We start from the raw sequence: 12,495 nt of genomic DNA, 5'->3' as shown, positions 1-12,495 counted from the left end.
TATATTAATAAACGTAATAATAAATACTTTTAATTGCGATTAAATATATTAAGGGGGATTTTCATATGAAGCTAGAGCTAGGGAATATATTTATAAAAAATGTTGAATTTGGAGAAAAGACAGAAGTAAAAGATGGAGTACTATATGTGAATAGCAAGGAAATAGAAAGTATAGCATTAGAAGATGAAAGGATTGTAAGTGTAAATGTTGAACTTGCAAGACCTGGCGAATCAATAAGAATAGCTCCAGTTAAAGATGTAATAGAACCTAGAGTTAAAATTGGAGATGAAAGCAAAATATTTCCTGGAATTATAAATAAAGTGAAGACAGTAGGAAGTGGAAGAACTCATGTACTTTTAGGAGCTTGTGTTGTAACTTGTGGAAATATCGTTGGATTTCAAGAAGGTGTAATTGATATGAGTGGTCCTACTGCTAAATATACACCTTTTTCAAAAACAAATAATATATGTCTTGTTATAAAAGCAAAGGATGGTATAGATACTCATGATTATGAGGAAGCAGCTAGAATTGCTGGATTAAAAATAGGTGCATATGTAGGTGAAGCAGGAAGAGAAGTTGAGCCAGATGAAGTAATTGTATATGAGACAAAGCCATTATTAAAACAAGTAAAAGAATATCCAGACCTACCAACAGTAGCATATGTTCACATGTTACAATCACAAGGACTTTTACATGATACTTATTATTATGGAGTAGATGCTAAACAAATAGTTCCCACATTTATGTACCCAACTGAAATAATGGATGGAGCTATAATATCTGGAAACTGTGTAGCACCATGTGATAAGGTTACGACATTCCATCATTTAAATAATCCAGTTATACATGACTTATATAAAAGACATGGAAAAGATTTAAACTTTATAGGTGTTATTTTGACTAATGAAAACGTATTCTTAGTCGATAAAGAGAGAAGCTCTGATATGGTAGCCAAATTAATAGAATTTTTAGGAGTTGATGGAGTTTTGGTGACAGAAGAAGGTTACGGAAATCCAGATACTGACCTAATGATGAATTGTAGAAAATGTAGTGAAGTTGGAGCAAGTGTAGTTTTGATAACAGATGAATTTCCTGGAAAAGATGGTAAGAGTCAATCTATAGCAGATGCTACTAAAGAAGCAGATGCAGTTGTTTCTTGTGGTCAAGGAAACCTAGTGGTTCATTTCCCAGCAATGGAAAAAATTATAGGAACGTTAGATTATGTTGAGATGATGATAGGTGGGTATAAAGGATGCTTAAATGATGATGGAAGTATGGACGCAGAACTACAAATTATAATAGCATCAACTATAGCAAATGGTTATAATCATTTGACAGCAAGATATTATTAAATAAATATTTGAATATAAAGTTTTGTTAGTGTAATCATTGGTCTAATTAATGTAATAACTATAAAGTGATTTGGAGGATTAAGAGATGAGTAAAATCAGAGTGGTTCATTATATAAACAATTTCTTTGCTGGAATAGGAGGAGAGGAAAAAGCAGATATTCCGCCAGAGAAAAAAGCTGGGGCAGTAGGACCTGGAATAGCATTTCAGAGTCAATTTAATGATGATGCAGAGATAATTTCAACTGTAATTTGTGGAGATACGTATTTTGGTGAAAATATTGATAGTGCAACTCAAGAACTTTTAAAAATGATAAAAGAAGAAAGTCCTGATTTATTTATTGCAGGACCAGCATTTAATGCAGGTAGATATGGAGTAGCTTGTGGAACTATTTGTAAGGCAGTTGAAGAGGAGCTAAATATTCCTGTAGTTACAGGAATGTATAAAGAAAATCCAGGTGTAGATATGTTCAAGTTGGATTTGCATATAATATCTACAGGAAATTCAGCGGCAAGTCTTAGAAAGGTAGTTCCAATAATGACAAAACTAGGTCTTAAATTGGTTAGATGTGAGGAAATAGGGTCTCCTGAAGAAGAAGGATATATAATGAGAGGAATAAGAAAAAATTTCTTCCATGAACTTAGAGGCTCTGAAAGAGCAATTGATATGTTGGTTAAGAAGATGAAAGGAGAAAACTTTGAAACTGAGTATCCAATGCCTGAATTTGATAGAGTTACACCTATGAAGCCTATTAAAGATTTATCTAAGATAAAACTTGCACTAGTAACTTCTGGAGGGATAGTTCCAATTGAGAATCCAGACAAAATTGAGTCTTCAAGTGCTACTAAATATGGAATTTACGATTTAACAGATATGGATTCTATGTCAAATAAAGAATTTACAACTATACATGGAGGTTATGATAGAGCATATGTACTTGAAAATCCAAATTTGGTTGTACCACTAGATGTAGTTAGAGAGCTTGAAAAAGAAAGTGTAATTGGAGAATTAGCAAATTATTTTATAACTACTACAGGAACAGGAACAAGTGTTGGTAATTCTAAAAGATTTGGAGAAGAATTTTCTAAGCAATTGTTAGAAGACAATGTAGATGCTGTAATTTTAACTTCTACATGAGGTACTTGTACTCGTTGTGGAGCAACGATGGTGAAAGAGATTGAAAGAGCTGGCATAGCAGTTGTTCATATTTGTACAGTAGTACCAATATCACTTACAATAGGAGCTAATAGAATTGTTCCAGCAGTAGGAATACCATATCCACTTGGAAATCCTATTTTAGGAGAAGAAGAAAGTAAAAAAATTAGAAAGAACATAGTCTTGAAAGCTTTAAATGCACTAACAGAAGATATAGAAGACCAAACAGTATTTGAATAATAAAAATATAACACAAGACTAAAATTAAAAAGGGTATCGAAAAATAGTTTTTTAAAATTATTTTACGATATCTTTTTTTATTAGATAAATTCGAAAGATTGAATACTATTTGTACATTTTTAAATTAAATTTATAAAATAATAAATTAATTTATTATAATATTGATACACAAATTTAAATTAGATATACTATGAAAAGTGAGATTATTACATTTTGGAACAAATATTCAACATATTAGAACAGATTGATTGAATAGAAAAAATTAACTTTATATAATAATTAGAATAATGACAAGAAAGAAGGTGTACATATTGATTTCAATTGCCATTTGTGATGACGAATCATATATGCTAAATCATTTAAAAGAAAATGTAGAATTATATATGAAGCATAATAATTTATCATATAATATAGGGCTTTTTGATAGAGCAGAAGATTTATTATGCAATCATGAAAAGTTTAATATTATATTTTTAGATATACAGATGGAAGAGATTAACGGAATGCAGGCAGCTAGAAAATTAAGGTCATATGGTAATGATTGCTTTATAATTTTCGTTACAGTTTTAAATGAGTTTGTATTTGATGCTTTTGAAGTAGATGCTATAAATTATTTGATAAAACCTCTCTCCAATGAGAAACTATATGAAACTTTGGATAGAATAGTTATAAAACTTGAAAATAATGAAAGTAATTATATCACAATACAAAAAGGCTATTCATATTGGAGATTAAAAATTGCTGATATTTTATATTGTGAAGTTATAAAAAGAAAAATTTATGTTCATTTAAAGAAAGAGACTATAGATTATTATGATACTATTGAAAATTTAGAGAGAAGTTTACCAACAAATTTTTTTAGATGTCATCGTAGCTATATAATAAATTTACAATCTGTATATGGATATGAAAATGGTAATGCAGTTATGGAAAGTGGAGATAGAATACCTGTTTCTAGACTACGCCAACAAATATTTTCAGACTAGTTTAAATAGTTTATTTATAAAAATAGTTGATATTTTATAACTATTATTTATAAGTCTATATTGATGACTTTTACATAGTATATAATGTTTAAATACTTACTCAAATTTATCTATACATAAACAAAAAAAGAGATTTTAAAATCTCTTTTTTATTATATATTAATTATTTTTTAAATTTATATTTTTTGCATCAGATTTTCTAATAGCTAAGTCAAATCCTCTAAATCTAATTATTATAGGGTCATTAAGAGGAGCTATCTTTTTCACTTCAACCTCAGTGCCATCTATTAATCCTAAGGCTAGAAGTCTCTTCATAAGTTTTTCATTTCCAGCTACATTGTCTATAATTCCCTTTTGTCCAAGTTTCAAGTTGTAAACAGTCATTATTAACACCTCCTAATGAAAATCATTATCAAACTTTATATTTATAATATATAATAAAAAGAGCAAATTGTCAATATATAACAAAAAAATAAACATATTAAGTTAGTATGTTTATAAAAAATAGTATACATGGGATACTAATAGCATCTAGCAAAAAACCACTTACTAATGGTACGACTAAAAAGGCTTTTGGGGAATCTCCATATTTTTGTGTCAAAGAGCTCATATTTGCTAAAGCGTTTGGAGTAGCACCTATTCCATGTCCAATTAAACCACTTATTATGATGGCAGAATCAAAATCTTTTCCAAGTACTCTAAAGCAAATAAATATTGAAAATAGGATTATAAAGATTACTTGGAAAGTTACTATTAAGAGAATAGGAGGTAATAATGTAGATAATTCAAATAAATCTATATTCATAAGCGATAAAGTTAAAAAAATTCCTAATGAAAGTTCTTTTAAAAAGTCTATAAGTTTAAAATTTAATTCTAGTATACTTATCTTATCATTTAAATTTCTAAAAATAACAGCCGAAAACATACAAGTTACAACAGAAGGTAATAAGATATTAAATATTATATAGAAGGTTCTACTTATGATTTCTCCTGTATTTATACAAATAAATATGAGAAGAACTTGTTCCAAAAATACAGTAGGTGTTATTGGGTTAGAGAAATCATTGTTTTTTATTCTATTCTTATTTCTAAAAAATTTATTTCCTAATCCCTTTAGATTTCTATTATACTTAGGACTCGATAAGTCTATATTTGATGACGGTTTTAATTTATATCTATTTATTAGGAATCTAGCTACAGGACATCCCAATATACCACCCATAATAAGACCTATTGTTGCAGCAGATAGACCAACTCCAACTGCTCCATCTATACCAAGCTTTTCTATTGTAAGTCCAAATGCAGCAGAATAACCATGACCACCTTCCATAGATACATTGCCACACATAAGACCTAAGAGAGGTTCAAGTTTTATAATTTTTGATATTGTAATAGCTAAGATATTTTGGCAAAATGCCAATACTCCACACAAAATCCAATATCTAAATAATACACTACCACCCTTTTTTATAAGATTTATGCTTATTTCAAGTCCTATTGTCGTAAAAAAGAAAGTTATAAAATTTGGCATTAAGTTCTCACTTACAGATATATCTACCATATTAAAATATTTAAGAAATAAATTTAGAAAACAAAATAATAGACCTCCTATTACTGGTGCAGGTATACAGAAATTGTTTAAAAAGCTAATTTTATTCTTTAACAAATTACCAATTAAAAAAAATAATATAGATAGTGTCAAGGTTTGTACCATATCAAAAGTTAAGGTAAGCAAAATAAATCCTCCTTTGTAATTCAAAGTTTTAATTGTATAACTTAAATTCTTATGTATTGGAATTTTATTATCAAATGTATATTAATAAATGTATATTAAAAAAAGTCAGTAGATATAATTAGATAATCATAAATTAAATTAAAATATTTTAATGAGTTGTAACTTTTTTTAGCATGAAAAACTGTAGTATATTGATATAATAGAAATAAGACTTAAAAATCTGTTGAGAATATTATTTATAAGTATAGTAGGAGGATAAAATGTTTGAAAATTTACCTAAGATAGATTTACATTGCCATTTGGATGGAAGTGTTAGAGTAGAAACTATGCTTGATATAGCTATTAAAGAGAAAATAGACTTACCTTCAAATAATATTGATGAAATAAAAAAATTAGCAAAAGTTTCTTTTAATTGTACTTCGCTTGATGAATATCTAGAAAAATTTGATTTGCCTTTAAAAGTAATGCAATCTAAAGAAAATTTAAAAAGAATTGCTTTTGAACTTTTGGAAGATGCAAGTAGAGAAAATGTAAAATATATTGAAATTAGATTTGCACCATTACTTCATACCCAAAAAGGTATGAGTATTAAAAGTATAATTGAGGGTATAATTGAAGGAATTAGAGAAGCCGAAAGTATTTATGATATAAAAGGTAATTTAATATTAGGTTGTATGAGAACAATGACTTCAAAAGAGGCATTATTAGTAATCGAAGAAGGAAAATCATTTGTAAATAAAGGTGTTGTAGCAGTAGACTTATGTGGTCCAGAGAAAGAGGGATTTTGCAAAGAATATGAAGATACTTTTAAATTAGCAAGAGAATATGGATATAAAATTACAGTACATGCAGGAGAAGCCGCAAGTGGAGAAAATGTATTAGAAGCTATAAATATTTTAAAAGCTGATAGGATTGGTCATGGTGTAAAAATTAATGAACATAAAAATGCCTATAATTTAGTTAGAGATAAAAAAATATTGCTTGAGTTATGCCCAACTAGTAATGTACAAACTAAGACAGTAGATTCTTATAAAACACATCCATTTTATAATTTTTACAAAGATAATTTACATGTAAGTATAAATACTGATAATAGAACTGTATCAGATATAAGTTTGAATTCGGAACTAAATGTTATATTTGATACTTTTAAATTAGGATTAGAAGACTATAAAATAATTTATAGAAATACAGTAGAAGCGAGTTTTGCAGATAAAGAAACTAAAAAGTACTTGAATAGTTTAATTTAATAGATTAAACTATTTAAACTTTAAATCTAATTAATTAAATCAACAATAATACATTAGAGTAGGAGAAAAAATGTGAAATGTTATGAAGACGTTACTTATATTAAATTAGCCAAAAAGGAACTTGAAGAATGGAAGAAAAATATATTAAAGAAACCATCTATATTTGACAAAGCATCAAAGGGAATACAGAATAAATTTAATGGAGTATTGCCAGATAAATACCATGAAATAATTACTTCTTCTATAAAAGTGATGACAAAAACCGTATTGTTTGGATATAAATATGCTACAAAGCCACCACTTAGAAATATGTCATTAGAAGAAAGAGAAAAATTAGTTTTAGAAAAAGCCAAAACTTACAAGACTACAGCAATGATTGAAGGAGCAGGAACAGGGGCAGGAGGAATTCTCTTAGGTTTATCCGATTTTCCTTTGCTCTTAGGTATTAAAGTGAAATTTTTATATGATGTAGCTTCAATATATGGATATGATGTTAAAGACTACAAAGAAAGGATTTATATATTAAATATATTACAACTGGCTTTTTCTAGTCAACAGCATATAAATGAAACTTTTAAATTGATGAATAATTGGGATGAATATGTAAAGAGTCTACCAGAAGACATCAATGATTTTAATTGGAGAACATTTCAACAAGAGTATAGAGATTATTTAGATTTAGCTAAGTTTTTGCAACTAATGCCTGGAATAGGAGCATTTGTAGGATTTTATGTAAATGGAAAATTAATTGATAAATTATGTGAAACTGCTGTGTCTGCTTATAGATTGAGGATTAGAGAGCTTAAGTTATAAAAGTTATAAGAGAAGTTATAACATAAAAATTAGTTATACAATATATCTATATACATTTGATTTTGTATTGATAAAAACAATTATGGATAAAAGCTAAAGCATGATAGAATCTAATGTAGAGGTTTGTATTTTAATGGAAATATTTAGTTTTTATTGTTTAAAATACAAATTGAATTATGAAGAGAAGTAAGTGGGAGGAATATTTTCATGACAAATTTGCCAAAACAATTTGATAGCTTCAATGAGGCTAGACAAAAAGGATTTATAAATGCAAAAGAACTTAAGGAAAGTGGTAAAAAGATGGTTGGAGTTTTCTGTACATTTACTCCAGTTGAAATTCCAATGGCAGCTGGAGCAACTGTAGTAGGTGTATGTGGTGTTAGTGAAGAACCAATACCTGATGCAGAAAGAGTACTTCCAAGAAATCTTTGCCCTTTGATAAAATCAAGCTATGGACATGCAATAACAGATACCTGTCCATATTTCTATTTCTCTGATTTATTGATAGGGGAAACTACTTGTGATGGTAAGAAAAAAATGTATGAAGAGCTTGCAAAAGTTAAGCCAACATATGTAATGCATTTACCAAATACCTCAAAAGGAGAATTTGCTTATAAACTTTGGAAAGATGAAATGATAAGATTAAAGGATGAGGTTGAGAAATCTTTAGGTGTGACTATAACAGAAGATGATATAAGAGCTGCTATAAAAGACAAAAATGAAGAAAGAGAACTTTTAAAAGAGTTCTATGCACTTGGCAAATTACAACCATCTGCACTTACAGGTCTTGAGTTACATAATGTTTTATATCAAGCAGGTTTTAAATTTGACCGTACAGAACTTAAGCAGTCTTTAAGAAAAGTTATAGATGATATGAAAGAAAGATATGAAAAAGGAGAATGTCCAGTTAAAAAAGATAAGCCAAGGATACTAATAACAGGTTCTCCTATTGGTGGGATAAGCGAAAAAATAGTTAAAACTTTAGAAGATGCAGGAGCATCAGTTGTAGCATATGAACTTTGTGGAGCAATTAGGTCAAACGATTTGTTGGTTGATGAAGAAATAGAAGATGTATATGACGCTTTGACACAAAAGTATATAAACATAGGGTGTTCTTGTATGATGAACAATGATAATCGTATTGAATTATTAGATAGAATAATAGATGAATATAATGTAGATGCTGTAATAGATGTAGTTTTACAAGCCTGTCATACATTTAATATAGAAAGTTATAGAATAAGAGAGTTTGTTACAAAAGAAAAAAATAAACCATTTATGTCTCTTGAGACTGATTACTCAAAATCAGATACTGAACAATTGAGAACTAGATTTGAAGCGTTTGTGGAGATGTTGTAGGAATAAATAAAAGTAGGAGGAACTATGTTTAGTATAGGAGTAGATTCAGGGTCAGTGGCAACAAAAGGTGTGTTATTCGATGGTGAAAAAATTATTAAGAAAATAATTATACCAACTGGATGGAGCCCTAAAAGTACATCTAAACAAGTTTATGAGTTGTTAAGTAGCGAAATTGATAAGAAAGATATAAAAAAAGTGGTAGGTACAGGGTATGGAAGAGGCGTAATGGATTTTGTTGATAAGAAAGTAACAGAAATAACTTGTCATACTAGAGGTATTTACTTTTTAAATAATAACATAAGGACAATTTTAGATGTAGGTGGTCAAGATAGTAAAGTTATAAATTTAGATAGGGATGGAAATGTATTTAATTTTATAATGAATGATAAATGTGCTGCAGGAACTGGTCGATTTTTAGAGATTACTTCTAATCTTTTAGGAAGTGATATAGAAAGTATTGATACATTAGCTCAAGGCCATGAGCCAGTTAATATATCTAGTATGTGTACAGTTTTTGCTGAGTCTGAAATTGTAAGTCTTCTAGCTCAAAATATTTCTACTGGAGAGGTAGCAGCAGGAATACTAAAATCTATTGCAAATAAATCTACATCTATGCTGGCAAGAGGCGAGGTAATAGATGAAGTTGCATTTACTGGAGGGCTTGCAAAAAGTAAAGAACTAGTAAAAATGATAGAAGAAATACTGGGTAAAAAAATTTTTATTGCAGAAGATACTCAAATAATAGGAGCGTTAGGAGCTGCTGTAATAGGGTTCAGATAAAAATATATAAAAAATAAAATAAAAAACTGAATTTATCTTAAATAAGTTCAGTTTTTTATTTTATTTTGTTTATTTCTAAAGGAAAACTTTGGTATAATTGATTTAAATGATTGTATATTTGTAAATATTTGATATTTAGCCATATATAACATTAAAATTTTAAAAATTAGCTCGAAGCAAGGGGGAGAAAACGTGAAAAAATTTACTTCAAAAAAAGTGGCAAGGTTTGTTGCACTATTTTTAATATCTATTTTAGTAATATCAACAATTCCTGTATTAGCTGACAATAGCAATACATTGAATCAGGTAAAAAAAGCAGAATACAGTGAAAACTATAAACAATATCTAAATGATGCTAAAAATGGACGTACAGAAAAATATAATGGGATTATACCAAATCCATATCAATTGGAAGGTACTCAAATTCAAAGTAAAGGAAGAACAGCTCCAACATCTTATGACCCTAGAAAATTAGGTCTTATGACATCAGTAAAAAATCAAGAAAATTTAGGAATATGCTGGGATTTTGCTGCAATGGCAACTTTAGAAAGTTTCTTGAAATTAAATAATTATGGAGACTACGATTTATCAGAAGAACACTTAAGATGGTGGGCTTCAGATGGCGAATATGGATGGTCTGTAAATGACATGGATGGTGCTTTAAATTATGAAGCTATGGGATATTTAACATCTTGGTCAGGTCCTAAATTGGAAAAAGAGATTCCATACAATGGCAAAGTATCTAAAGCACAAGGAGCGACAAAACCAACTAATATGAATACAGCACCGACTGTTTTTAATGTGACAGATGCTGTGTGTGTAAGTAATGACATGAATTCTACAAAAAATGCTATATTACAATTTGGAGCAGTAACATCTGGTTATTATGAAGATATTAAATATCAAAGTGAGGACCAAAATTCATATTATTGCCCAACAAAAAGTTTTAATACCAACCATGCTATTTCAATTGTAGGCTGGGATGATAACTATTCTAAAGACAATTTTAATGCAAATATTAAACCATCAAAAAATGGTGCTTGGCTAATAAAAAATAGTTGGGGAGATTATAATTCTGAGGATGGATATTTCTGGATATCTTATGAAGATAAGACACTTATGTCTGATATAGATAATTTTTCAATCAAAGGAGGTCAAAAACCAAATAATGATGAGAAAATGTATCAACATGACTATGCAAGCATTGTTCCTTTAATCTCAAATAAAATAATAGCAGCAAATGTATTTGATTTCAATAGAGGTGATGAGACTCTAAAATCTGTAATGTTCTTAACTGAAAGTATAGGAGCTAAATATGAAGTGTATTATGCTCCAGTAATAAATAGTATACCTCAAGAAAATAATATGAAAAAATTAAAAGAAGGTACTGCCCAATATTCAGGATACATAACAGTTCCAATTGATTCTTTTGATATACCAAAAGGAAAAGGTGCAATTGTAGTAAGTATAGAAGCAAAAAATGGAGAGTCCACTATAGGCTCTGAGTCAAATGTACCAGGATATGATACATTTAAAGCAAAAGCTAACTTAGGTGAAAGTTATATTATAGATAGCACTGGAAAATTCTTTGATATAAATAGAGATAATAGCTTTTATCCATGTAATTTTACTATAAAAGCTGTCACAGAAAAGTCTTCTAGTGAGAGTATTCCAAATGAATCTTTAATTGGAAGTGATAGATATGAAACTGCTATTAAAGTTAGTCAAAATGGTTTTAATTCTTCAGAAAATGTAGTTTTAGTAAATGGAGGTTCGATAGTAGATGCATTGGCAGCAACTCCTTTTACATCTGCTATAAATTCACCAATATTATTGACACAAAAAGAAGCTTTAAATTCAAAAACTAAATCTGAAATACAGAGATTAGATGCTAAGAAAGTATACTTAATAGGTGGAGAAAATTCTATAAGTAAAGAAACTGAACAACAATTAAAAAGCTTAAACATATCGACAGAGAGAATATCAGGAAGTGATAGATATAAGACAAGTTTATTACTAGCCAAAAAATTAAATAGCATAAAAAATATATCTCAAATAGCCGTTGTAAATGGGGTGAAAGGATTAGCCGATGCAATTAGTGTAGGTGCAGCAGCAGCAGAAAATAATATACCAATTATACTTGCAAATGAAAAAAGTGAATTGCAAGGAGCTGATGAATTTTTAAACTCATTAAACATAGAGAAATCTTATATCATTGGAGGAACAGCATCCCTATCAAATAATCTAGAAAGTAAGTTGAAAAATCCAACTAGATTATCTGGTAGTAGTAGAGATGAAACTAACTCAAAGATAATAGATAATTTTTATAAAAAAGATACTTTAAAAAATGCATTTGTAGTTAAAAATGGAATTAAAAGTCAAAATGATTTAATAGATGGATTGGCAGTTGGTCCTCTAGGAGCAAAAACTGGGTCACCAATAATTTTAGTTGGTGATAAATTAGCTGATAGCCAAAAAGAAGTTCTTAAAAATAAGACTTTAGAAAAAGTAACTCAAGTTGGTGGAGGAGCAAATCAAAATGCGTTTAAAGAGTTAGTAAAATTAAAGAGTGCTAAATAAGATACTTAAGTATTAGTGTATATAAGTATGTATTAGTAACTTATCTTAAGAAAAGCTGAAAATAATTACTTTAGATTATTGATAAATAAGATAGTCAATGATTGTAAAGTTTTATTTTCAGCTTTAAATTTGTGTATTATAGGTTTAAAAACGTAAATAAAAAGGGTTATTTTATATAGAAAATCTTACATTTTATATATAAATAACCCATATTTAGAGTCTGGAAATATTTATGTGTATTCTTTAA

Annotated in this window: 10 protein-coding genes; 8 read left to right on the top strand and 2 right to left on the bottom strand. The window is 28.5% G+C overall.

Going from position 1 to position 12,495, the window contains the following annotated elements; all coding sequences use genetic code 11:
* The first annotated feature begins 65 nt into the window (after positions 1-65).
* The 3 genes from grdG (at position 66) to KGF39_RS12460 (ending at position 3,731) form a co-directional block, all read left to right on the top strand.
* Entirely contained in the window at positions 66-1,352 is a 1,287-nt protein-coding gene (grdG, locus tag KGF39_RS12470; RefSeq protein WP_107594081.1) for a sarcosine reductase complex component B subunit alpha, read from the top strand.
* 85 nt (positions 1,353-1,437) lie between these two features.
* Positions 1,438-2,745: a sarcosine reductase complex component B subunit beta gene (gene grdF / locus KGF39_RS12465; RefSeq protein WP_227822552.1), complete on the top strand. Its 1,308-nt coding sequence runs from the start codon at positions 1,438-1,440 to the stop codon at positions 2,743-2,745.
* Positions 2,746-3,032: 287 nt separating this feature from the next.
* Positions 3,033-3,731, top strand: coding sequence for a LytR/AlgR family response regulator transcription factor (locus tag KGF39_RS12460; RefSeq protein WP_227822551.1), 699 nt, complete (start codon positions 3,033-3,035; stop codon positions 3,729-3,731).
* A gap of 159 nt (positions 3,732-3,890) precedes the next feature.
* Here the strand turns inward: KGF39_RS12460 and KGF39_RS12455 are convergent, their stop codons facing one another.
* Both KGF39_RS12455 and KGF39_RS12450 read right to left on the bottom strand, forming a co-directional pair.
* Complete coding sequence (locus KGF39_RS12455; RefSeq protein ID WP_227822550.1) at positions 3,891-4,115, bottom strand: FeoA family protein; 225 nt, start codon at positions 4,113-4,115, stop codon at positions 3,891-3,893.
* Positions 4,116-4,212: 97 nt separating this feature from the next.
* Complete coding sequence (locus KGF39_RS12450; protein ID WP_227822549.1) at positions 4,213-5,466, bottom strand: sodium/glutamate symporter; 1,254 nt, start codon at positions 5,464-5,466, stop codon at positions 4,213-4,215.
* A 260-nt stretch (positions 5,467-5,726) separates the two neighbouring features.
* Between KGF39_RS12450 and add the strand changes: the two genes are divergently transcribed.
* The 5 genes from add (at position 5,727) to KGF39_RS12425 (ending at position 12,248) form a co-directional block, all read left to right on the top strand.
* Positions 5,727-6,716: an adenosine deaminase gene (gene add / locus KGF39_RS12445; protein ID WP_227822548.1), complete on the top strand. Its 990-nt coding sequence runs from the start codon at positions 5,727-5,729 to the stop codon at positions 6,714-6,716.
* A 72-nt stretch (positions 6,717-6,788) separates the two neighbouring features.
* Positions 6,789-7,529, top strand: a complete 741-nt coding sequence (locus KGF39_RS12440; RefSeq protein ID WP_227822547.1) for an EcsC family protein — start codon at positions 6,789-6,791, stop codon at positions 7,527-7,529.
* Between the two features lie 207 nt (positions 7,530-7,736).
* Complete coding sequence (locus KGF39_RS12435) at positions 7,737-8,888, top strand: double-cubane-cluster-containing anaerobic reductase (RefSeq protein WP_054270229.1); 1,152 nt, start codon at positions 7,737-7,739, stop codon at positions 8,886-8,888.
* A gap of 24 nt (positions 8,889-8,912) precedes the next feature.
* Complete coding sequence (locus tag KGF39_RS12430; protein WP_227822546.1) at positions 8,913-9,668, top strand: acyl-CoA dehydratase activase; 756 nt, start codon at positions 8,913-8,915, stop codon at positions 9,666-9,668.
* Between the two features lie 192 nt (positions 9,669-9,860).
* Complete coding sequence (locus tag KGF39_RS12425) at positions 9,861-12,248, top strand: cell wall-binding cysteine protease Cwp13 (protein ID WP_227822545.1); 2,388 nt, start codon at positions 9,861-9,863, stop codon at positions 12,246-12,248.
* Positions 12,249-12,495: the final 247 nt, after the last annotated feature.

Source organism: Clostridioides sp. ZZV14-6345 (assembly GCF_020657775.1).
Lineage (GTDB): Bacteria > Bacillota > Clostridia > Peptostreptococcales > Peptostreptococcaceae > Clostridioides > Clostridioides difficile_D.
This window is presented reverse-complemented; position numbering and strand designations above follow the sequence as displayed.

What these genes read in the sequence shown, in the direction of transcription:
- add (WP_227822548.1), top strand. Translation starts at nt 5,727, where the DNA reads ATGTTTGAAAATTTACCTAAGATAGATTTACATTGCCATTTGGATGGA.
- grdG (WP_107594081.1), top strand. Translation starts at nt 66, where the DNA reads ATGAAGCTAGAGCTAGGGAATATATTTATAAAAAATGTTGAATTTGGA.
- KGF39_RS12435 (WP_054270229.1), top strand. Translation starts at nt 7,737, where the DNA reads ATGACAAATTTGCCAAAACAATTTGATAGCTTCAATGAGGCTAGACAA.
- KGF39_RS12430 (WP_227822546.1), top strand. Translation starts at nt 8,913, where the DNA reads ATGTTTAGTATAGGAGTAGATTCAGGGTCAGTGGCAACAAAAGGTGTG.
- KGF39_RS12460 (WP_227822551.1), top strand. Translation starts at nt 3,033, where the DNA reads ATGACAAGAAAGAAGGTGTACATATTGATTTCAATTGCCATTTGTGAT.
- KGF39_RS12455 (WP_227822550.1), bottom strand. Translation starts at nt 4,115, where the DNA reads ATGACTGTTTACAACTTGAAACTTGGACAAAAGGGAATTATAGACAAT.